This is a genomic window from Legionella septentrionalis (assembly GCF_003989745.1).
GTDB classification, from domain to species: Bacteria; Pseudomonadota; Gammaproteobacteria; order Legionellales; family Legionellaceae; genus Legionella_A; species Legionella_A septentrionalis.
Map to the genome: position 1 here is coordinate 24,439 of NZ_RZGS01000020.1, position 20,727 is coordinate 45,165.

Consider the following 20,727-nt stretch of genomic DNA (forward strand, 5'->3'; position numbering starts at 1 on the left):
CTATGCAACTAACCGGGAAATTCGTCATGTATCCGCAAAGGTTCAATAACAGATTAATTGCTAACTTATATACCCAATTACATCACCATTATCTAGATTGCAAAAAACGTAATCTTTCTGATTCTGAATTATGTTATGAGCTTGATAGCCAGATTTATCACACGTTCCCTTGGGGTGCGCTGGCAGAGGAAGATCATCACTATGTTTATAAGATATTACATATTTTTCTTGACGCTTCTTCAGCCCATTTAATGGCATCCCAGCTGCAAAAAAATGATGAACTAACAGGGGAACGCCGTCCTGTAGTAATTCTTACCCCATATAACTATAACCGCGTGTGTGATGATCATTTATTTTTTATGGCATTTGCCCCACAGTCTTTTCCTGTTATCCACATGCATGAACATGGCTCTGCCCATTCTCATACTCATCAGCATCCCAGTGAAGAAGATAAGAAGAAGCAAGGGAGTGTTTTGGCAGCTATTGCTCTAATTATTTTGGGAACATTGGCTGCCGGCTTGGCTTTTATAGCAATGTATTACTTGTTAAATCAACTGTTAAGTAGTGGTGAGCGCTTTTATTATCATGAAGGATGGCTGCAGGCAGGATTATCGCTCTTGTATATGGCAGTAAGTGCTACGGCAAGCGCTCTTCTTGGCGCTTTATTAGTACCTGCTTTGACAAGCCTTGTTGTATCTGCCGGCATTGGCAATCCAGTTTTTCTGGTGGCTTTGGGTGTTATTGCAATCACTTTAATAGGTACTGCTTTTGGTACTTTAATTGCCAATGCTATACAACAAGCAATCATAGAAAAAGCAAATGCCAATGCCTTGGAGCCTAAAGATCCATATCGGTTCAATTTAACTGAGAGGGAGTGCTTGAAATTGGACGAGATGGGAGTGGATCCCTTAAAAGTCAAATGTGCGATAGTTGCTTTACGCATGCAATTGGGAGAGGGTGGTGTGCCTTCCTATATGAACCGATTGTTTAGTGAGAAAAAAGAGATTATTAACGAAGTCTTGGAAAAAGTTAGAAAATTACGCCGTGGTGAGTTAACGGAGGTAATAGTTGGAGACATGAGTTTTGACTGCAGAAAGGATTTGCCCATGTTTGTGCCAACAGCCCCGCCATTTAATCCTGAGTATGTGCCGCAATACAGTGATCAGCTGAATTATCCACAAGACAACCCATCAATGTCGTTTATGCCACAAACTCAGTTTTCTTTTAATATGAACTATTAGGCTCTTAGAGAAATGAGAGAGTATGGGCTGGTAAGCAGCCCATATGATTATTCGCCGAGATCCATCATCGAAACTGCATGATAGCCCGCATCCACATGCACCACTTCGCCGGTAATGCCTGATGCTAAATCAGAACACAAGAAAGCGGCGGTATTTCCTACTTCTTCAGTAGTAACATTACGTCGCAAAGGGGTAATGTTGGCATAGGCGCTTTGAATTTTGCGGAAATCTTTAATTCCAGCAGCAGCTAAAGTTTTAATTGGGCCTGCAGAAATAGCATTCACGCGGTGGCCTTTGGGCCCCAGGCTTTGTGCCAAATAACGCACGGCTGCCTCAAGACTTGCTTTGGCTATGCCCATGACATTGTAATTTGGCACCGCTTTTTCTGCACCAAAATAACTTAGTGTAAGAATTGAACCTTGTGTATCTTTCATCAATGGTTGAGCTGCTTTGGCTAAAGCCACCAAACTATACACACTGATATCATGTGCAATGCGGAATCCTTCGCGGTTAGCGTGTTCAACATAATCTCCGCTGATTTGATCGGCAGGAGCAAATGCCACTGAATGGATAACAATGTCCAGTTTATCCCATGTGCTGCCCAATTGTTCGAATACGGCCTGGATTTCCACATCGCTTGCAACATCGCAAGGAAAAGTAAGCTTGGAATTAAATTCGGCAGCCATATTTTCAACGCGTTCTTGCAATTTTTCATTCTGATATGTAAATGCAAGCTCGGCTCCTTGCTCATGGAATGCTTTGGCAATTCCATAGGCAATGGAGCGATTGCTGGCAAGGCCCACAATCAATGCTTTTTTTCCGCTTAAAAATCCCACATTTATCTCCTTTAATCGTCTTTATACTTGTCTTAAGTAATATGCCTGCTTTAATCGGTGGCAAGACAATTTACAGTCTTATGTATGGGAAGCCAACAGCTCGCGCATTTTTGCCTGAATCATATCAATGGCAATGCGGTTTTCCCCGCCTCGGGGTACGATTAAATCTGCGTACCGACTGGATGGCTCGATGAATTGTAAATACATAGGGCGAACAGTGGTCTCATATTGATGCAGTACGGATTCAAATGAACGGTGCCGTTCAACTACATCACGTTTAAGCCGGCGGCTTAGGCAAACGTCCAGAGGAGCGGACATAAAAATTCTTATATCCATAATTTCACGTAATGCCTTATCGCTAAATAATAAAATACCCTCAAGAACAATGATGGCATGCCGACCGATAAAACGGGTTTCCGGCAAACGGATATGCTTAGAATGAGAGTAGATTGGGATCTCAACGGATTCGCCGCGTTGCAGTCGTCGCAAATGTTCGCAAAGCAGTGCATGATCAAACGAATCAGGATGATCGTAGTTTATTTTTTCACGTTCTGCGAAAGGTAAATGGCTATTGTCCTTATAGTATGAGTCTTCCGAAATAACAACCACTTGATCAGAGCCAAGTTCATTGACAATGGTGTTGGCCAGTAAACTTTTTCCGGAAGCAGATGGGCCGGAAATCCCAATAATAATAGCTTTCTTACTCATAATTATAGGATTCAAAATTTAGTGCAGATAGTAAGGGTTTATGAAAATAAATTCAATGTGTAATAACGCCTATCACTGATTTTTACTTGCTGATTTGCCGCTTTAATAATACATATAAAGCCCCTGTACCTCCATCGCGCGGTTGGGCGCTATGAAATGCCAATACTTGTGGAATTTGCCGCAGCCATTGATTAATTAAATTTTTAAGCCTGGGAGCCTCGCCTTTATGTCCCCCTTTGCCGTGAATAATAAGCAGACATCGGACATTGCTTGCAGTGTGTTGTATAACGAAGCTGCATAGCGCTTGTTTGGCAACTTCTGCCCGCATGCCATGCAAATCAAGTTTGACTTCCCATTTTATCTGTGCCGTTTTTAATTGACGAAAACGTTTTCCAGGTATGTCTGCTGCACAATAGGAAAGAATGGAGTCAGACAACACGGGATTTTCATCTTCATAATAATCAGAAAGATAAAAGGATGCGGTTTCTTTTGATGATGATGGGACAGATGCTGAAGCTTTAGGTAATACAGCCGGTGTTTTGCAACACTTTATTTTTTTTGCAGCGTTCTGCAAAGGCTTTACATCCCGCATCATGGTACGAAATAACGCCTTATCCTCATCCGCAATCTCTTTAGCCATAATTCTTTATCATATAAACTGCTTACCTATATTATAAATGATGAATGCAGGGCAAAAGCATGCCGTGAAGAATATCATATATTGAGTCATTGCCGACAAAAGCACCACAAGGATTAACTGCCGGTTTACTTTGATTTAAATAACGACAATCAATGCGGATTCCTATACAATTTCCGGCGAACGCAGCAGGAGTATACATGACCCAATCTTATGCAAATATTGCCAATGAATTACACACGATTATTGATTTTTTGCGTTATACGCTTTCCCGCGCCAATCTTGAACATCTCTATTATGGCCATGGAACAGACAATGCCTGGGATGATGCCTGGGCATTAATCCTTGGCAGTTTGGCATTGCCGCTGGATGTGGATTCAATGCTACTCGCTTCTCGCCTAACAGAAAATGAAAAAAAATATTTATGCAGTCAGATCGAAAGACGTATCAAGGATAGGGTTCCTGTTCCTTATCTAACCAACCAAGCTTATTTTTGCGGCTTGAGCTTTTATGTGGATGAGCGGGTGCTTATACCGCGCTCGCCTATTGGAGAATTAATTTCCCAGCAATTCTCTCCCTGGATTGAAGAAGCCCGCGTAAATAAAATTCTGGATTTGTGTACAGGCAGTGGCTGTATTGCCATCGCTTGCGCCTATGCATTTCCGCATGCAACAGTGGATGCAGTGGATATTTCCGCAGAAGCCTTGCAAGTGGCTGCCATGAACTGTGATATGCATGCTATGCAAGATACGGTAAATTTAATCCAGTCGGATTGTTACCAGGCTTTACCCGGCGAGCAATACGACCTCATTGTCAGCAACCCTCCATACGTAAGCCTTGCAGAAATGCAAACTTTACCTAAAGAATATCTACATGAACCGAAGCTTGCATTGGAAGCAGCCGGCAATGGGTTGGCTATTGTGGAAAAAATCCTTAGAGAGGCTCATCATCACTTAAATGACCGCGGCATTTTAGTCGTTGAAGTAGGCAATAGCGAGGAAGCATTAACGGAAGCTTATCCCGATTTGCCATTTACCTGGCTTGAATTTGAGCGTGGCGGCCAAGGTGTATTTTTATTGACTAAACAACAATTGAAAGATTATTTCGAATGAGCGGAAACACGTTTGGCACATTGTTTACAGTGACAACTTTTGGCGAGAGTCATGGGCCTGCTATTGGTTGTATCGTCGATGGTTGCCCTCCGGGCTTAAGGTTAACTGCAGAATTGATTCAGCCATACCTGGATAAGCGCAAGCCCGGACAATCCAAATATACCAGCCAAAGGCGTGAAGAGGATAAAGTTGAAATTCTATCCGGAATTTTTGCGGAAAAAACGACCGGCACACCCATTGCTTTAATTATTCATAATGAAGACCAACGCAGCCGGGATTACGAAAACATTAAGGATTTATTTCGTCCTGGCCATGCAGATTTTACCTATCAACAAAAATACGGCCATCGCGACTACCGCGGCGGCGGGCGGGCTTCAGCACGTGAAACTGCAGCACGGGTGGCAGCTGGCGCCATTGCTCGCCTGTATCTAAAAGAACATTTAAACATCGATATTATCGGCTATTTACAGCAAATGGGTATGATTTCTGTTTCTTTTGAAGATGAGGCAGCGATCCATAATAATCCTTTTTTTTGCCCCAATAACTCGCAAATAAACGATTTGGCTTTTTATATTGATGAATTACGCCGAGCTGGCGATTCAATAGGGGCGAGGATTGCCGTGGAAGCCCGTGGCGTGCCGGCAGGTTTGGGTGAACCAGTATTTGATAAATTGGACGCGGCGTTAGCTCATGCCATGATGTCGATAAATGCAGTCAAAGGGGTGGAAATTGGTTCGGGTTTCAAAGCAGTTACTGAACTGGGCAGTGAGCATCGCGACGAAATGTCTAAAGCCGGCTTTCTCAGTAACCATGCAGGCGGCATACTCGGCGGTATTTCTACAGGGCAGTCCATTTTTGTCAGTATGGCGCTCAAGCCAACGTCAAGCATTACTAAACCAGGAAGAAGCCTCAATACAGCCGGTGAAGAGGTTGCAGTCATTACCAAAGGACGTCATGATCCATGCGTCGGAATTCGTGCCGTGCCAATTGCAGAGGCAATGATGGCCCTGGTCATCATGGATCACTGGTTAAGGCATAAAGCACAAAATAACTAAAATTTTTATTGGAAAAGTGACGCGCATGCGCCGCTGGGCTACCATGTGTTTACACGATTACTTTTTAAGGCTAGATGATGGGCAGAAAATTAAATATTGCAGTCGTAGGTGCCACAGGCGCCGTAGGGGAGACAATTATTAAAGTGCTGGAAGAGCGCAATTTTCCTGTTGCTGAATTGTATCCTCTTGCTAGCTCGCGTTCTGTAGGCAAGATCGTCGAATTTCATGATAAGCCTCATGATGTGGAGGATTTGGCGCAATTTGATTTTTCTCAAGCCGATATCGCTCTATTTTCGGCTGGCGGTGCGGTTTCCAAGGAATATGCGCCCATTGCAGCTGCAGCCGGCTGCATTGTAGTGGATAACACTTCTTGCTTTCGTTACGACGCTGACATTCCTTTAGTGGTGCCGGAAGTGAATGCTCATCGCATCGCTGAATATAAAAACCGCGGCATCATTGCCAATCCGAATTGCTCGACCATTCAAATGGTAGTAGCCCTTAAACCTTTACAGGATGCTGTGGGAATTGCCCGCATCAACGTCGCTACTTACCAGGCCGTTTCAGGAACAGGAAAAAAAGCAATTAATGAATTAATTACCCAATTAGGAGAACTTTTAAACGGCCGGCCCATTAAACCTTCTGTCTACCCGCAGCAAATTGCATTTAATGTACTTCCACATATCGATGACTTTCAAGAAAATGGCTATACACGAGAAGAAATGAAAATGGTATGGGAAACGCATAAGATTATGGAAGATGATGGGATCTTGGTTAATCCGACTACAGTACGGGTACCAGTACTCTACGGTCATTCAGAAGCCATTCATTTGGAATTAAAAGCACCACTTAGTGCCGAAAAAGCACGCGCATTACTGCAAAAAGCACCTGGCGTTAAAGTAATCGACGATCCATCCCGATTAAAATATCCTACTGCGATGATGAATGCTGCAGGGCATGATGAAGTATTTGTAGGGCGCATTCGCCAGGATATTTCCCATCCCATGGGCTTGAATCTGTGGGTGGTAGCGGATAATGTGCGCAAAGGTGCTGCTACAAATGCTGTACAGATTGCAGAAATTCTGCAACAAGATTATTTATGATTTATAATAGGAGATATGACAGTACGTAACTCCGACATAGAATTGCCTGTGCGCCTACCGGAAGGTGAGCAAAAAGTTTCTTTCTTGCCTGATGAAAGCAAGGAAATGGAAAGAACCAGGCGAATAATTGAACAGCAAGGCCATCGTCCGTATGCGCCTGTAAATGCACGCGACCATTCACAGCGCTTGCAAACTGCTCCTGAAGAAGGAATGCAGAACGCTTTATTAGAGCATCCGGAATTGGAAAATCTGCAATATTTGGATGGCCTTCCTGATGATTTTGTGCCCTCCGCACGTAACTGGCAAGCTTATGAGGAATATAAGAAGGCGCAGGAGGAAAAGAAACTTAGGAATGAACTGCAGTTAAACAATGCGCCAAAATTTTCTAACAGTCCTAAGCCTAGGCCGGCAGGTATGTAAGCATGTCCATTGCAAATGATATCATCAATTGCCGCGTCCCTGATTTTGACGCCTACATTCGCGCAGGCGATTTCTTGGATGATATTGACGAATACGGGTTTACCCCCCTGATTGAGTGCATCATCACCCGGCAGCCGCATATTGCGGAATTATTATTAGCCCGCGGCGTAGATATCAACAAAGCGGATATAAGCGGACGCACTGCCTTGCACTGGGCTGTCGATAACAATGATTTGGAATTCGCGCAATTATTGCTAGAGCATGGTGCTGATGCGAATGCCTATACCCGTTCGGGGTTGGCAGTTTTGGTGTATCCCCTTTTACGCGAACAGGATTCTATCAAGCATCTGCTTTATCGATATAATGCCAAATTGGATTTTGCTCTGGACTTTATTTACGCCAAACTGCTAGGACATCGTTTTGAATTGACGGGGGATGTAGACATTGTTAATGCCGGCGGGGAATTCATAGAAGTGGATTATGAGGGATTTATTCTTGAGTTTACAGTGGCGGTGATCCGGGATTCTTTGCGCCGCTTTACCAGCAGCTATGCGACAAAACATTTGCGTCAATATTTTCCTTTTTTATACACAATAATGGATGGACTCGCGGTCGCTGATGAATTATTGCGCTTTCAACACATAAAAAACCGTTCAGAAGAAGATAAACGTTACTTAACACAATTGCTCAAATCTCCAATGGTCATTCTGCCTGCAGCGAGCAGGGGACATGCTTTAGGTTTTGTGCGCTTTGGCCGCTGGTGGGCAAAGATTGATCGCGGCGAAAATAGCTTGCAGGAAGGAAGTGTCAACATTTATCAAATTACAAGACCCGAAGCATTCAATTTTAATTTTTTACAGAATTTCCTGTTTAAAAAACAAAGTCGTAATTATTTTCACAAGGAAATTAATCAGCAGTTGGGCTTAATACCCGCTGCTCAATTTCCCATGAGTTCACAAATTTCCGGCAATTGCTCCTGGGCGAATATGCAAGGCATCATTCCGGTTGCCTATGCGATGCAAGAATTGCAAGCAACAGGAACCTTCAATTATGAAGAAATTAAAAATTTGTATGAAGGTTGGATTGAGTGGGATAAAGATCGAGCCCTGCATGAAAGCATACAACGGTTTTATCTGGCTAATCCAGCCAGGAAAGCCAGTTATGCCTCCATGGTGGCTGCAGTTTTATTTCAGGCTTGTGATCACGCCAAGACGCATGATATCGAGCGTGCAGAAAAGATTTTAACAATCCTTACCTTGCCTGAATACAAATATATCTTGCAAAGTTATCTGGAAGTTTACTGCGTCCGGCGTTTAACCCGTAAAGGAAACAATCTCTTGAAACTCTTGGATGATTGTGGGGTAAATCCGAATATTGGTGTCACACCGATCGCTACAGGATTACAGACTCGCGAAGAACGGTAGGCGTACATTGCACTAAATTTTCTTTATCTGAACTCTGGATTGAGCTACCCAGGCAGGCGCCTGGGCAGGGAAGTTTAATAGATTTTATGCTTCAGTTTTCACTGGATTCTTTATTGGTTGATGCTTTTTTTTTTGATAATTCAGCATTGATGGGAATAACGCGCCCGCCTTGTTTATGCTGTTGTTCATGGCTGCCAGCATTGCTGCGTTGTTTATTGCGCCCTGAGGAATTGCCGGAAGTATGGCGGTTGGTATGGCTTCCTCCCTGGCGACGTTTGCGATTGGATTGGGCATAACGCTTGCCGGAGGATTGACCTCCATGAGCTTGCTTTTTCTCCCCTGCATCATCTTTGACACTTTTCTCAGAAGCATGAGCTTCCAGTGTTTTGGAAAATAAATTGCTCCATAAACGTTGAAAAAAGCCTATTTCCTTTTGTTTGCTGGCTTGCTGCCCGGTATATGGCTTAACAACAGGTTCATCGAGTTTTAAACCGTCTTTCTCACCTTGGGGGACGTTCACTTCAGGTTGCTGAATCAAAGAATAACTGGGTTTTTTGTGTTTACCCACATTATCTTCTTTTAAACGGGTGATGGTGTAATGCGGCGATTGCAGGTATGGATTGGCAATGAGTAAGACATTCACTCCATGACGTTTTTCAATATCAAGGATGAAATCGCGTTTTTCATTCATGATGAAAGTGGCCATTTCGGGAGCTAGCTGAACTTGAACTTCAGCGGTTTTTTCCTTTAGGGCTTCTTCTTCAATCAAACGGATAATAGACAATCCATGCGATTGAATATTGCGTACCGTACCGCGACCTTCGCAGCGTGGACATACTTCCTGCGCAGATTCCCCAAGCGATAAACGCAAGCGCTGACGCGACATTTCAAGTAAGCCAAAACGGGAAATCCGTCCAACCTGAATGCGTGCCCTGTCGGCTTTTAAAGCTTCTTTCAAGCGATTTTCAACATCGCGCTGATTTTTGCTTGAGCTCATATCAATGAAATCGATTACGACAAGACCACCTAAGTCGCGTAAACGCAATTGCCGTGCAATTTCATCAGCTGCTTCAAGGTTGGTATTCAGTGCCGTAGCTTCGATGTCTGCGCCGCTGGTAGCTTTTGCGGAGTTAATATCGATGGAAACCAGAGCTTCGGTGCGATCGATAACCAAAGCGCCTCCAGACGGCAGTAAAACTTCACGCTGGTAAGCTGTCTCAATCTGGCTCTCAATCTGATAAAAGTTAAACAAGGGGATCGTGCTCTTATACAATTTCAAGTTAGGCAAGAAATCCGGTTTAACTTGTTCAATATATTGTTTCGCTTTCACGTAAGATGCATGATCATCAATGATGATTTCGCGGATGGATTTACGCAAGTTATCGCGTATTGAGCGGATGATGACATCGCCTTCCTGATGAATTAAACAAGGCGCAGGCTGGTTGTTATAGGCATTCTTGATGGCTTGCCACTGATTGCAAAGCATATCCAAATCAGCTTGTAATTCTTCCTGGCTTTTGCCAACGCCGGCCGTACGGATAATCAAGCCCATGTCTTCGGTTAATTGTAAGGAATTTAATGTTTCCTTTAATTCATCCCGCTCATCTCCTTCTATGCGGCGGGAAATGCCGCCAGAGCGCGGGCTGTTCGGCATTAATACAAGGTAGCAGCCGGCTAGGGTGATGTAGGTTGTTAAAGCAGCCCCTTTGTTACCGCGCTCTTCTTTATCCACTTGTACCAATAATTCCTGACCTTCGCGAATTAAGGATGTGATTGAAGGTTTTTCATCACCGAATTGGTCGGGATGTTTGCTTAAGTATTCTGCTGCAATCTCTTTTAACGGCAGAAAACCTTGGCGTTTTGCCCCGAATTCTACAAAAACAGCATCCAGGCTAGGTTCGCGGCGCGTTACTACTGCCTTATAGATATTGCCTTTCTTTTTTATTTCTGACGGACATTCAATGTCCAAATCAAATAAAATATTATCTTTAACCAAAGCAACACGAATTTCTTCGGCTTGTGTTGCATTAATTAGCATTCTTTCCATCTTAAACCCCATTAAAAGGGCGCTGGCACAAAAGCGAGGACAAGAAGGAAGCTGACTTCTCTATGGCGTTAAACAATTAAAATACTCATGCCCATTTAAATTTGCATGGACAGTCTGCTGTTGTTCCAAGCAGAAATGAAGTATTTGCATTGTTAAAACGTTTATATGAGAGACAGCTGACGAGCATCACCCTAAACCTGGAGAGAGTGTTTATAAATTCAGCCAAGAGGATAGAGATATTATTTTTGCTGCCTGCAGCACAGGCAGTGCATTCTGCTTTGTTCAAGCCAGAAAATTTGTTGAAAATAATATTTTTTCCTCTAAGTGTGAAAAATTTATAAACAGGTTGTAAGACCTTAGTTACAAACTGTTTAACTGCTGCAAAAATGGCGAATTGTTCTAAAATAGCGTTTGTTTTCATTAAAAAAAATAAATTATTCGCCGCAAATGGGTGCTGTTTTAGTTGCGATTCTCCTTGTTTTCGCTTCAATAAACAATTTGCAGACAGACTCTTCATAACAGACCGCACGCATGTTGCCTTTAGGTAGAAAGGTGCATACTTTATCCAGAAGTATGTCGAATATGCGTGGGTATCTGGTGAGTTTGTGTTCAATTTGCCTCTGGTATTGGGCTGCTTCCTTTCCTTGCTTAAGGGAAGCGCATTCTCATTTTTTAGCTGGTTTTTGCCAGCCGGTAAACTTTTTAATTGTTTATGCGTTATAATTCTGGCGCAGAATATAATTCTGCTCATTGTTAATCATAACAAAAAAATGGTGTTCAGGAAATAGGGACGCGATTGGACGAACGCAGTTTAGCATTGAAAAAGGTTTTGTTTAATGAGTGATGTCCGCTACACAGAAATTAGTCAGGAAGAGGAAGGCCAGCGTTTGGATAATTATTTGCTGCGCATTTTGAAAGGGGTTCCCAAGAGCCATATTTACCGTCTCATTCGCAACGGCGAGGTACGCGTTAATAAAAAACGCGCCCAGCCTTCTTCCCGATTAGAGGAAGGGGATAGCATCCGAATACCACCAGTGCGCAGTTCTCAAGGTAAATCTGACGTCTATGTGGGCTCCCGCCTTACCGAACGTTTACAAAAAAGTATTATTTTTGAAGATCAGCAATTATTGGTAGTTAACAAGCCGGCCGGATTGGCAGTGCATGGAGGGAGCGGCTTAAGCTTAGGCGTAATTGAAGCATTGCGCAAAACGCGTACGGATTTGGCTTATCTTGAATTGGTGCACAGGCTGGATAAAGAAACTTCTGGCTGCTTACTTTTGGCTAAAAAACGCAGTATGTTGCGTGCCATTCAGGCTCTTTTAGAAGCCAGGGAAATTGATAAAGTTTATTGGGCGCTACTTTTGCACTCCTGGCATGATAAGAAAGATTGCCTGGTTGATGTGCCTCTTAAAAAAAATATTCTAAAATCAGGAGAGCGGCTGGTTGCCGTGGATCCTGATGGGAAACCGGCGCAAACTCGTTTCAAGCTTTTGGAAAACTATGGGGAATCGTGCTGGGTAGAAGCTAACCCTAAAACCGGAAGAACGCATCAAATTCGCGTACATAGTGCTTACTTAAAGCATCCGATTATTGGTGATGAAAAATACGGTGGTACCCATCTCCAGGGCTTAAAGCAACGCTTATATTTGCATGCTCGGGCGATTCAATTTAATCTCAATGGAAAAAATTATTTCTTTCAGGCGGACTTGGATCAAGAATTTACACAAGCAATAGCCAAGCTGCGTTCAGGGAGTAAATCACTTCATGAATAAACCGTATCATTTGGTGGTGTTCGACTGGGAGGGGACACTGGGAGATACATTAGGAAATGTTTTAAATATCCTCACCTTGGAAGCCAGGCGCATGCATCTTGGGCAATTTGATGAACACCTTGCCCGGCATTACTTAACCTATGGATTGGCTGTAGCCATTAAAAAGATATTCCCGAAGTTAACTGCGCATCAGCAAGATGAGTTAACGCATTCGGTACGTTTGGCTATGGCGTCCCCGGGGGCTGATGTCTATTTGATTCCGGGTGCACAAGCGGTCGTGGAAAAAATGAAAATTGCGGGTATTCATTTGGCCATTGCCACGAATAAAGGGCATAATTCATTGCGGCGAAATTTGCAGGCGGCGCACATGGACAGTTTTTTTCCGGTAACGCGTGCAGCTGATCAAGTGCCAGCCAAGCCATGCCCACAAATGCTTGAAGAAATTATGGATGAATACGGGGTTTCGGCTGTTGAAACGCTGATGGTTGGCGATTCGGTAAGTGATATCGAGATGGCCGCAGCCATTGGAGTGGATGCAATTGGCGTGAATTTTTATAATCAAAAAGAACAGGCACGGGAACTTTTGGCAGCCGGTGCTTTGTATGTATTTGATGATTACCAGCAACTGTTAGATTACATGCAACTGTAATTATTTTGAGGAAAAGGGGTTCGGAGTGGGTACCTTGACGAGTTTACCTAATTTGCTGACATTGATGCGTATTTTGCTCATTCCTGTTTTCATTATTGTGTTTTATCTGCCCTTCCATTGGGCACATGCGGCTGCGGCAATTATTTTTGCTACAGCAAGCTTTACCGATTGGCTGGATGGTTATTTGGCGCGCAAATTAAAGCAAATGTCTTTATTCGGCGCATTTCTTGACCCGGTTGCCGACAAATTGTCGGTGGCTACGAGTTTATTGTTGCTGGTAGGTGCCAAAGATATCAATTACATCACTATTCCTGCCATCATCATTGTGGGAAGGGAAATTGTGATTTCCGCACTGCGTGAATGGATGGCTGAGATAGGAAGCCGGGCAAGTGTGGCCGTAAGTTATATTGGCAAAGTGAAAACAGTATTGCAGATGATTGCATTGGTGTTGCTGCTTGCCTTTCATCCTGCCTATTCTTGGTGGGGCATCCTCGGTTTCATTTTGCTTTATTTGTCAGCAATTTTAACGATTTGGTCAATGGTCATTTATCTCATGATAGCTTGGCCGTTATTAACAAAAAAAAATTAATTTTCGTTATTGACAGGGTGTTTATTTCCGGTAGAATTGCACCCCGTAGAGGCGCGGGAATAGCTCAGTGGTAGAGCACAACCTTGCCAAGGTTGGGGTCGCGAGTTCGAATCTCGTTTCCCGCTCCAATTAAAGCGACAGAGGGTCGCTTTTTTTTTACCAGGTTTATTTGCATCAAATAAATTGCATGCAATTTCTTGCAAGAATGTAGTAGAATTTGCAAGCAATCAGGAACAAGGCTGTGTGGCAGAGTGGTTATGCAGCGGCCTGCAAAGCCGTGTACGCCGGTTCGATTCCGGCCTCAGCCTCCAAGATACCTGCCCAGGTGGCGAAACAGGTAGACGCAAGGGACTTAAAATCCCTCGGGAGTTAAATCCCGTGCCGGTTCGACTCCGGCCCTGGGCACCAATTACACATTTTGTAATTGTTCGCAAGAGTTTAAATTAGTACGTAACTGATTGATAAATAATAGAATAACACTGACTTTTCTCTCTCAAATCTTTCTCAACAATTCGTTAATTTTCGTATTTAACCGCGCGTACTTTGGGTAAGATTTTGGGTAAACTTTTTTTACCTCCTTTCTCCAAAGTCACCGCTTCGTTGAGGTGATTACAATGTTATCAGTCGCTCTAATCAAATCTTTAAAGCCCGGAGATAAAAAACGTCATACTGACCGTGATGGCTTAGCCTTAGAACTAAGGCCAAGCAAGAAAAAACTCAGCAAGGTCTTCATTTTTCGTTTTCAATGGGGTAAAAAACCGCAAACAATCACAATTGGGAAATTTCCAAATATTGAACTGGGAGAAGCCCGTGAAATAGCCCTAGCTTATCGAGCTCTAGTTGATAAAGGGATTGACCCCAGAGCAAAAAATGTTGATGCAGAGCAAACCAAGATAACGTTCAGTATGGTTGCTGAGCAGTGGTTTCAAAAATATAAATTTTCATGGAAAGATTTTGCTCGCAATCGTCATGAGAAAAGTCTTTTGCGTGATATTTTACCCTTAATTGGTGAAAAGGCTATTGATGAAGTAACAAAAGCAGATTTATTAAACGTTATTAAACCACATGAAGATGTAGGGCATCATGATGTCGCTCATCGTTTATTTGCAAGACTACAAAGCATTTTCGAGTTCGCAGTAGGAGCGTCTCTTACCGAAAATTATCCATTTATTGGCTTAAAAAGGGTTTTAATGCCAAAGCCGAAAGCTAAAAACCAGCCAGCGATTAGTGCAAGCGAGGCTCATGAAATGATGTTGGTCATTAAAAACACCAATTCTACAAAAATCGTTAAGTTGTATATGGAGTTGTTAGCTCATCTATTTACAAGGCCGTCAGAGTTACGCGAAGCAAAATGGTCAGAATTTGATTTACAAAAAGCAGAATGGAATATTCCCTCAGAGCGAATGAAGATGGGGTTAGCCCATTGGGTGCCTTTAACTCATCACGTTTTAAATTTATTAAAAGAACTCAGATTACTTACTGGTTTTACACCCTATTTATTTAGCTCACCAGCGTTAAAAAAACCTCAGCCTATTAGTGAAGCAAGTGTTCGTAAGCTTCTGCACAACGCAGGTTATAAAAATCGTCATACAGCACATGGTTTCCGTTCTTTAGCCTCTAGTGTCTTGCATGAGCAAGGAGACTTTAAAGCAGATGCTATTGAAGCTCAGCTAGCTCATAAAGTACAAGGAGTGCGTGGAATATATTTACGCGCCGACTTTAAACAGGAGCGCAGGTTGCTTATGGAATGGTATAGCAGTTGGTTGCTATGTCATAGCAAAGGCCAGCTTAAGATAAATCAACAATAGGAAAATTACAATGGCAGAACTTTACGAAGAGCCTACGTGCTCAAAACAAATGATAAATCGTGCATTAAATACCGATATTAAAACTAATGCGAACAGCCTATTACTAGTGCCAATTTATTTGGAATTATGTGATTTGATTGGGCACGAAATTTCAATGAAGCATGTAAATATAATCACTAACACATGGTATTATTACCAAGCCTTGATAAAAATGAGTAGCAAGACTGATCTAGAAGGTATAAAAGGGAAGATTGATAAATTAATAGAGATTCAGGATGAAATTCTGCAAGAGATGTTTGAGCAAGATATTAGTATTTTTGAACGTAGTGGGAGGCCTTTTGTTCTGTTTGGCAGAAGAGATGCAATAGTTCAATTTTCCAAAAACTTAAATAGAAAAAAAGGCTCCCCATATAGTACAAGCTCACTTGAAAAACAACGGTATTTTGAGCTGCTCTTTATTGCTGAATCATTAGGGCTGGTTCCTCCAAGTCAATATTATGAAGGTAGTAAATTAAAATCCTTTTTAAAGATTGTCACAACCCATTTTCTTGGAGATTCTGAGCCATCAGATAAGACACTTGAATATTATTGCCAAAAATATGAAATAGCAAAAAATCATCCAAGTGTAAAAAAATTAACATCCGAACTATTAAAACATTGTATCGAATATCGATTAAACGCTGCTTTATGGGAAAAACTATTAACTATTTATCAAATTCAAATAACCCCGCTCATGCCCCTTCAATAAATCACAGCCCTACAACACATTCCCGATTTTTGATGCTGTGTTGTAGGGGCCAGAGATAAAAAATTAATTCCTTCATAATTTCTCATGAATCCTTGAGAAAGATTCCGAAAGAGAAGCTACGTTTTAAAAACATTTTTGAAGGAGACGATTTTGAGTGAGCTACCAATTCTACTTTATCCCAACCATGTCCAAAAAGTTTTAGGGGTTGGTCCAACCAAATTTTACGAGCTAGTAAAACTGCCTGATTTTCCTAAACCGAGAAATCCGCTAGGTAAAAGACCCATGTACCTCAGAAAAGAAATTGAGGATTGGGCGCATAACCTCAATACAAATTGCCATTTATAAGGAAGTAATAATGGAGCGTATAACGAATCACCCAGTCAAGCAACTGGGCAATCCAAAACATGAAAAGCCTTTATATAGTAATTTAACCTCTCCAGAAAGAGCAAGATTATTAAAGTACTATAAGGAACTAAAGCGTGAGCAATCGATTTTATATGCAGATATTTTTACTGAGCATAAGTTGTCAGCGAATCTAGAGCGAGAGTTAATTGAGTCTAGAGGTTTGTTAGAGGATCAGCTTAATCAAATTTTGGGGGGTAAGCATGCCCAGAAATAGAATGATTAAACCAGAATTCTGGACAAGCGAGCAGGTTTTAAATTGTTCGCCTATAGCGCGATTATTGTTTATAGGACTTTGGAATTTTTCTGATGACAACGGTGTGCACCCTGCTGCATATAAAAAACTAAAAGCAGAAGTGTTCCCTACAGATGATTATTCCACAAACGATATACAATCGTGGGTGTCCGAGCTTATACAACAAGGGCTGTTAAATGAATATACGGTGGCCGATAAAGCATATTGGGTGGTTACCGGATGGAAAAAACATCAAACCATTAAATATCCAACCTCTCTCTACCCTGTAGAACCCATTAATATAGAGCAAGTTACCAATATGGAGAAAGATTCCGGTAGTATTGAAGGAATAATTCCGAGGCATTGTAACATTGCTTCCTCAGTGTTGACGGAAGACTGCGGAAGTCCTGCCACCCAAATTAAAATAAATAAAATCAAACAAAATAAAGAAAAACATTTAAGTGAATCTGACGATTCACCTCTCTGTGTTTCTTCTACCTCATCCAATGATGCTAGCGCACAACTATTTGATTACTGGCAGCGCACTATGAACCACCCCCGTGCGATATTGGATAAGAAAAGGCGGCGAGCAATCGAGCAGGCTATCAAGCAAGGTTACACTATACCAGAGCTTCAAAAAGCCATTGATGGCTGTAAAAACACCCCATTCAACATGGGAAAAAATGACCATCACCAAGTCTATGATGATATCACTTTAATTTTTCGTGATGCAGAACATATTGAGCGATTCATGAAGAGTGCCCATAAAGATGAAACTCAGTCTAATTGTATGAAAAGCGACGATATTATGGCAGGAGTAATTTAATATGATAATGGCAAAGGAAATTGTAAGAAATTTATCTCAACGTGCCGAGGAAGTAGCACGGTATTTATTACCCAACGGCAAGAAAATTGGTAATGAATGGCGAGTTGGTAGTATTGATGGTGAGTCTGGCAAATCTTTAGGAGTACATCTAACGGGCGAAAAAGCGGGTATATGGTCTGATTTTGCCACCGGAGATGGCGGTGATTTGCTCAATCTATGGGTTCAAAAGCGCAATTTAACAAACTATGAAGCCATGAAAGAAGCTAGTAGCTACTTAGGCATATCACAACCTCATTTCGAAGCTTACAAAGTATCTAAATTTGCTAGACCCAAACAAAATTTAGATTCATTAGGTGATAATTCGCCTGTAATGAATTACTTAACGCAGATACGTAAATTACAACCAGAGATTATTCAAGCATTCAGAATAGGGCAAAAGGGTAATGAAATTGTTTTCCCTTACCTTTGTAATAACGAACTCATATTCGTAAAATACCTGGACTTAAAACGCGCTGATGGTAAGAAACAAATGCGTGTTGAGCCTGATTGCGAACCTTGTTTATTCGGTTGGCATATGCTTCCTAAGCAAGCCCGTTCGGTTGCTATTTGCGAAGGTGAAATTGATGCTATGTCTTTATGCCAATATAGTATGCCTGCATTGTCAGTTCCATTTGGTGCCGGAGGTGGTAAGAAACACAATTGGATTGAATATGAATTTGAACGCTTGTCCATTTTTGATGAAATTTTTCTTTGTATGGATGATGACCAAGAAGGCTATATTGCAACAAAAGAATTAATTGAACGCTTAGGTCGTCATCGCTGTAGAGTTGTTAAACTGCCGCTTAAAGACGCTAACGAATGTCTGCAAGCAGGAGTTGCAGAAGAGGCAATTAAAAAGTGCTTTGATTTAGCAAAAACACTTGATCCGGATGAATTAAAGCCAGCAAGCCAGTTTGTGGGGCAGGTGATTGATGAGTTCTACCCTAAGCCAGGGACATTTATAGGATATTCATCTCCTTGGGAAAAAGCCACTGATAAAATATTGTTTAGACCCGATGAGCTTTCAGTGTGGACTGGCATAAACGGTCATGGAAAAAGCCAATTTCTCGGACAAATTATTTTGAGTATGATGCAGCAAGGTGCTCGTGTTTGCATTGCTAGCCTTGAATTAAAACCTAAGCGGCTATTAATGAGATTAACACGTCAAGCTGCTGCCTTAGCTAACCCCTCGATTGAGTATATAGAAGCGATTCATAAATGGTATGAAGACAAACTATGGCTTTTTGACCTTGTTGGCTCAGCGAAATCAAAGAGGTTGTTGGATGTTTTTTTGTACGCTCGTCAACGTTACGGAGTTGATGTTTTTATCATTGACTCGCTAATGAAATTGGATATTGCTGATGATGATTACAGCGTCCAAAAAGTGTTTATTGACCAGTTATGTGACTTTAAAAACCAGCATAATTGCCAAGTCCATATTGTAGTTCACCCTAGAAAAGGATTTGATGAATCAAAACCCCCAAGCAAACTAGATATTAAAGGTACCGGGACAACCTCAGATTTAGCTGATAACTGCTTTATTATTTGGCGTAATAAAGAAAAGGAACGACTGACACAAGTTAAGGCTAGTGGCGCATTACTAGACGAAAAAGAAGAAAAAATTGTTAATTCAGCAGACTGTAAATGGATTTGTGATAAACAACGTAACGGAGACTGGGAGGGCGTATTGGGTTTTTGGTTTCATGCTAACTCTTTACAATATGTGTATGCTCCAGATAAAAAACCGATACGATTTGTTGAATACTCTTCAAGGCAATCTATTACTACTGAGTAATAGAGGTTTTTGAAGTTTTTATTTTTTTCAGGCTATAAAAAGGAGGCGTTGATGAAAAATAAAGGCGGAAGGCCCCGAAAATTAACCTATGAAATAAAAGATGCCATCGTTGAAGGAGTAAAAAAAGGATACACTTTAAAAGCTGCGTGCAAATACGCAGGGGTTTCATACGCTTCATTAGCAAATTGGAAGAGGCTTGCAAAAACAAAAGATGCCGACACAATACTATATCAGGACTTAATCACTGACATCGATGCAGCAATACGCTTATTATGGCGCCAACATAGGCAACAAGGACTATCTGCTTTTAGACCAGAAGATTTAAAGTTCAAGGCATTTAGAAAAAGGAACTATCAGCATAAAAAAGAAATTGAAGACCAAAAGATTCTTAATCTTTTTGAGCGTTTGGTTATTTTAGAAAAAAGAAAATATAAACCTTCATAGGGAATATAGGGTAGGGGTTCAGCACGCCAAACTCATACCCCCTCAAAAATCAAAAGACTTAGTTGCTCAACATTCTATCTGAAAATGGCCTAAAAAATTCTTTGCTGCAATGTAAGCGCGCAAAGTTTGTAAATGTTATTTGGCCATATTGTTCTTGCTGTTGAGCAATAAATGTTCCTGCATTTTGAAAATGTCCAATAATGGAAAAAGTGTTGATACCCAACCGATTTTTGTAAGTGTCTGTGATTATTCCGTATGCCACTACACTCTGAATAAAGGTATGTGACCTATTTATATAAACAGTCTTATTGTCCCAGTCAATTTTTACATAAACTGGTTGTCCCGTTTCAAATCTTCCCTGGCAAATACTTGTAGTACCTGGATAGCTATTGGATAAATTAAGCATCATGCAGCTAATTATAAATAAAATTTTTTTCATTTAGGAAAACTTAATAACAAACATTGTTACGACAATGCATGCCCGAGCGAGGATTGCTTGCTCGGTGGCTCTGAACAAAGGTGCCATTCTTTTTGAAATAAGGCCTGATACCGCGTGTTTTGCCATAACTGCCGTATTTAGGTGTTCTCGGTAGATGATGCCCGTACCGTTTGGCGTAGGATGGGCTGAACTGGATAAGACAAAATAACGTACTCAACAATAATATTTTTAATTTCATTAATTACCTCTGTAAACCTCCCCTTATTAGTGCCAACCTAAACTAGAGTTTTCCGACTTATTTTTAATCAACTTGTAATCAAATGGTGACAAGTCTCCCAGTGATTCATGCGGTCTTTCTTCGTTATATTCCTTCATCCATTTCCCGGTTATTTCCCGAACTT

The 20,727-nt window shown here is 41.6% G+C and carries 22 protein-coding genes and 3 tRNA genes; 18 read left to right on the top strand and 7 right to left on the bottom strand.

What is annotated here, in order from left to right:
- The first annotated feature begins 26 nt into the window (after positions 1 to 26).
- Positions 27 to 1,241, top strand: coding sequence for an MFS transporter (locus ELY11_RS07710; protein ID WP_127032943.1), 1,215 nt, complete (start codon positions 27 to 29; stop codon positions 1,239 to 1,241).
- A gap of 47 nt (positions 1,242 to 1,288) precedes the next feature.
- Here the strand turns inward: ELY11_RS07710 and ELY11_RS07715 are convergent, their stop codons facing one another.
- The 3 genes from ELY11_RS07715 to ELY11_RS07725 all read right to left on the bottom strand — a co-directional run bounded on the left by ELY11_RS07715 (position 1,289) and on the right by ELY11_RS07725 (position 3,425).
- Positions 1,289 to 2,077, bottom strand: a complete 789-nt coding sequence (locus ELY11_RS07715) for an enoyl-ACP reductase FabI (protein WP_126952931.1) — start codon at positions 2,075 to 2,077, stop codon at positions 1,289 to 1,291.
- 78 nt (positions 2,078 to 2,155) lie between these two features.
- Positions 2,156 to 2,785 (bottom strand): uridine kinase, encoded by a 630-nt coding sequence (udk, locus tag ELY11_RS07720; RefSeq protein WP_126952932.1) that lies wholly within the window; start codon positions 2,783 to 2,785, stop codon positions 2,156 to 2,158.
- Between the two features lie 82 nt (positions 2,786 to 2,867).
- Positions 2,868 to 3,425: a Smr/MutS family protein gene (locus tag ELY11_RS07725; RefSeq protein ID WP_127032945.1), complete on the bottom strand. Its 558-nt coding sequence runs from the start codon at positions 3,423 to 3,425 to the stop codon at positions 2,868 to 2,870.
- Positions 3,426 to 3,622: 197 nt separating this feature from the next.
- On the opposite strand from ELY11_RS07725, the gene prmB reads away from it, so the two are divergent.
- The 5 genes from prmB to ankH all read left to right on the top strand — a co-directional run bounded on the left by prmB (position 3,623) and on the right by ankH (position 8,533).
- A complete protein-coding gene (prmB, locus tag ELY11_RS07730; protein WP_127032947.1) occupies positions 3,623 to 4,534 on the top strand; it encodes a 50S ribosomal protein L3 N(5)-glutamine methyltransferase in 912 nt (303 codons plus the stop codon).
- The gene (aroC, locus tag ELY11_RS07735) at positions 4,531 to 5,589 is read left to right on the top strand and encodes a chorismate synthase (RefSeq protein WP_126952935.1); all 1,059 of its coding nucleotides are present in this window, start codon (positions 4,531 to 4,533) and stop codon (positions 5,587 to 5,589) included. Before prmB ends, aroC begins: the two co-directional genes overlap by 4 nt.
- A gap of 77 nt (positions 5,590 to 5,666) precedes the next feature.
- Positions 5,667 to 6,689, top strand: coding sequence for an aspartate-semialdehyde dehydrogenase (locus ELY11_RS07740; RefSeq protein ID WP_126953119.1), 1,023 nt, complete (start codon positions 5,667 to 5,669; stop codon positions 6,687 to 6,689).
- Positions 6,690 to 6,704: 15 nt separating this feature from the next.
- Positions 6,705 to 7,109 carry a hypothetical protein gene (locus ELY11_RS07745; protein WP_126952936.1) on the top strand — a complete coding sequence of 135 codons (405 nt, stop codon included), beginning with the start codon at positions 6,705 to 6,707 and terminating at the stop codon, positions 7,107 to 7,109.
- Positions 7,110 to 7,111: 2 nt separating this feature from the next.
- Positions 7,112 to 8,533 carry a Dot/Icm T4SS effector AnkH/LegA3 gene (gene ankH, locus ELY11_RS07750; protein WP_126952937.1) on the top strand — a complete coding sequence of 474 codons (1,422 nt, stop codon included), beginning with the start codon at positions 7,112 to 7,114 and terminating at the stop codon, positions 8,531 to 8,533.
- Positions 8,534 to 8,624: 91 nt separating this feature from the next.
- On the opposite strand, the gene ELY11_RS07755 is transcribed toward ankH, so the two are convergent.
- Together ELY11_RS07755 and ELY11_RS07760 are read right to left on the bottom strand one after the other, a co-directional pair.
- Positions 8,625 to 10,580 (bottom strand): Rne/Rng family ribonuclease, encoded by a 1,956-nt coding sequence (locus tag ELY11_RS07755; protein WP_199739148.1) that lies wholly within the window; start codon positions 10,578 to 10,580, stop codon positions 8,625 to 8,627.
- 85 nt (positions 10,581 to 10,665) lie between these two features.
- Complete coding sequence (locus ELY11_RS07760) at positions 10,666 to 11,097, bottom strand: hypothetical protein (RefSeq protein ID WP_127032949.1); 432 nt, start codon at positions 11,095 to 11,097, stop codon at positions 10,666 to 10,668.
- Between the two features lie 319 nt (positions 11,098 to 11,416).
- Between ELY11_RS07760 and ELY11_RS07765 the strand changes: the two genes are divergently transcribed.
- From ELY11_RS07765 to ELY11_RS07820, 12 genes are all read left to right on the top strand, one after another.
- Positions 11,417 to 12,352, top strand: coding sequence for an RluA family pseudouridine synthase (locus ELY11_RS07765; protein ID WP_127032951.1), 936 nt, complete (start codon positions 11,417 to 11,419; stop codon positions 12,350 to 12,352).
- The gene (locus tag ELY11_RS07770) at positions 12,345 to 13,001 is read left to right on the top strand and encodes an HAD family hydrolase (RefSeq protein WP_126952941.1); all 657 of its coding nucleotides are present in this window, start codon (positions 12,345 to 12,347) and stop codon (positions 12,999 to 13,001) included. The genes ELY11_RS07765 and ELY11_RS07770 overlap by 8 nt, the downstream gene beginning before the upstream one ends.
- Positions 13,002 to 13,026: 25 nt before the next feature.
- Complete coding sequence (gene pgsA, locus ELY11_RS07775; RefSeq protein WP_126952942.1) at positions 13,027 to 13,590, top strand: CDP-diacylglycerol--glycerol-3-phosphate 3-phosphatidyltransferase; 564 nt, start codon at positions 13,027 to 13,029, stop codon at positions 13,588 to 13,590.
- Positions 13,591 to 13,643: 53 nt separating this feature from the next.
- Positions 13,644 to 13,718 (top strand) — tRNA-Gly (locus ELY11_RS07780).
- Between the two features lie 109 nt (positions 13,719 to 13,827).
- Positions 13,828 to 13,901: transfer RNA gene (locus tag ELY11_RS07785), tRNA-Cys, on the top strand.
- 8 nt (positions 13,902 to 13,909) lie between these two features.
- A tRNA-Leu gene (locus ELY11_RS07790) sits at positions 13,910 to 13,998 on the top strand.
- Between the two features lie 206 nt (positions 13,999 to 14,204).
- Positions 14,205 to 15,398 (top strand): tyrosine-type recombinase/integrase, encoded by a 1,194-nt coding sequence (locus tag ELY11_RS07795; protein ID WP_127032953.1) that lies wholly within the window; start codon positions 14,205 to 14,207, stop codon positions 15,396 to 15,398.
- A gap of 10 nt (positions 15,399 to 15,408) precedes the next feature.
- On the top strand, positions 15,409 to 16,146 hold the full coding sequence (locus tag ELY11_RS07800) for a hypothetical protein (RefSeq protein WP_127032955.1): 738 nt from the start codon (positions 15,409 to 15,411) through the stop codon (positions 16,144 to 16,146).
- A gap of 355 nt (positions 16,147 to 16,501) precedes the next feature.
- Entirely contained in the window at positions 16,502 to 16,765 is a 264-nt protein-coding gene (locus ELY11_RS07805) for a hypothetical protein (RefSeq protein ID WP_127032957.1), read from the top strand.
- Positions 16,752 to 17,609, top strand: a complete 858-nt coding sequence (locus ELY11_RS07810; protein WP_127032959.1) for a hypothetical protein — start codon at positions 16,752 to 16,754, stop codon at positions 17,607 to 17,609. The genes ELY11_RS07805 and ELY11_RS07810 overlap by 14 nt, the downstream gene beginning before the upstream one ends.
- Before the next feature lies 1 nt (position 17,610).
- The gene (locus ELY11_RS07815) at positions 17,611 to 19,443 is read left to right on the top strand and encodes a bifunctional DNA primase/helicase (RefSeq protein WP_127032961.1); all 1,833 of its coding nucleotides are present in this window, start codon (positions 17,611 to 17,613) and stop codon (positions 19,441 to 19,443) included.
- Between the two features lie 51 nt (positions 19,444 to 19,494).
- Positions 19,495 to 19,887, top strand: a complete 393-nt coding sequence (locus ELY11_RS07820) for a transposase (protein ID WP_127032963.1) — start codon at positions 19,495 to 19,497, stop codon at positions 19,885 to 19,887.
- Between the two features lie 58 nt (positions 19,888 to 19,945).
- Here ELY11_RS07820 and ELY11_RS07825 read toward each other — a convergent pair whose 3' ends face one another.
- A complete protein-coding gene (locus ELY11_RS07825; RefSeq protein ID WP_127032965.1) occupies positions 19,946 to 20,326 on the bottom strand; it encodes a hypothetical protein in 381 nt (126 codons plus the stop codon).
- Positions 20,327 to 20,590: 264 nt separating this feature from the next.
- Complete coding sequence (locus ELY11_RS07830; protein ID WP_407656438.1) at positions 20,591 to 20,716, bottom strand: integrase core domain-containing protein; 126 nt, start codon at positions 20,714 to 20,716, stop codon at positions 20,591 to 20,593.
- Positions 20,717 to 20,727: the final 11 nt, after the last annotated feature.

Bases quoted from the DNA above. Each gene is read 5' to 3' on its own strand.
- ELY11_RS07710 (WP_127032943.1), top strand. From the start codon at position 27: ATGTATCCGCAAAGGTTCAATAACAGATTAATTGCTAACTTATATACC.
- udk (WP_126952932.1), bottom strand. From the start codon at position 2,785: ATGAGTAAGAAAGCTATTATTATTGGGATTTCCGGCCCATCTGCTTCC.
- ELY11_RS07725 (WP_127032945.1), bottom strand. From the start codon at position 3,425: ATGGCTAAAGAGATTGCGGATGAGGATAAGGCGTTATTTCGTACCATG.
- prmB (WP_127032947.1), top strand. From the start codon at position 3,623: ATGACCCAATCTTATGCAAATATTGCCAATGAATTACACACGATTATT.
- aroC (WP_126952935.1), top strand. From the start codon at position 4,531: ATGAGCGGAAACACGTTTGGCACATTGTTTACAGTGACAACTTTTGGC.
- ELY11_RS07740 (WP_126953119.1), top strand. From the start codon at position 5,667: ATGGGCAGAAAATTAAATATTGCAGTCGTAGGTGCCACAGGCGCCGTA.
- ELY11_RS07745 (WP_126952936.1), top strand. From the start codon at position 6,705: ATGACAGTACGTAACTCCGACATAGAATTGCCTGTGCGCCTACCGGAA.
- ankH (WP_126952937.1), top strand. From the start codon at position 7,112: ATGTCCATTGCAAATGATATCATCAATTGCCGCGTCCCTGATTTTGAC.
- ELY11_RS07755 (WP_199739148.1), bottom strand. From the start codon at position 10,580: ATGGAAAGAATGCTAATTAATGCAACACAAGCCGAAGAAATTCGTGTT.
- ELY11_RS07760 (WP_127032949.1), bottom strand. From the start codon at position 11,097: ATGAAGAGTCTGTCTGCAAATTGTTTATTGAAGCGAAAACAAGGAGAA.
- ELY11_RS07765 (WP_127032951.1), top strand. From the start codon at position 11,417: ATGAGTGATGTCCGCTACACAGAAATTAGTCAGGAAGAGGAAGGCCAG.
- ELY11_RS07770 (WP_126952941.1), top strand. From the start codon at position 12,345: ATGAATAAACCGTATCATTTGGTGGTGTTCGACTGGGAGGGGACACTG.
- ELY11_RS07795 (WP_127032953.1), top strand. From the start codon at position 14,205: ATGTTATCAGTCGCTCTAATCAAATCTTTAAAGCCCGGAGATAAAAAA.
- ELY11_RS07800 (WP_127032955.1), top strand. From the start codon at position 15,409: ATGGCAGAACTTTACGAAGAGCCTACGTGCTCAAAACAAATGATAAAT.
- ELY11_RS07805 (WP_127032957.1), top strand. From the start codon at position 16,502: ATGGAGCGTATAACGAATCACCCAGTCAAGCAACTGGGCAATCCAAAA.
- ELY11_RS07810 (WP_127032959.1), top strand. From the start codon at position 16,752: ATGCCCAGAAATAGAATGATTAAACCAGAATTCTGGACAAGCGAGCAG.
- ELY11_RS07815 (WP_127032961.1), top strand. From the start codon at position 17,611: ATGATAATGGCAAAGGAAATTGTAAGAAATTTATCTCAACGTGCCGAG.
- ELY11_RS07820 (WP_127032963.1), top strand. From the start codon at position 19,495: ATGAAAAATAAAGGCGGAAGGCCCCGAAAATTAACCTATGAAATAAAA.
- ELY11_RS07825 (WP_127032965.1), bottom strand. From the start codon at position 20,326: ATGAAAAAAATTTTATTTATAATTAGCTGCATGATGCTTAATTTATCC.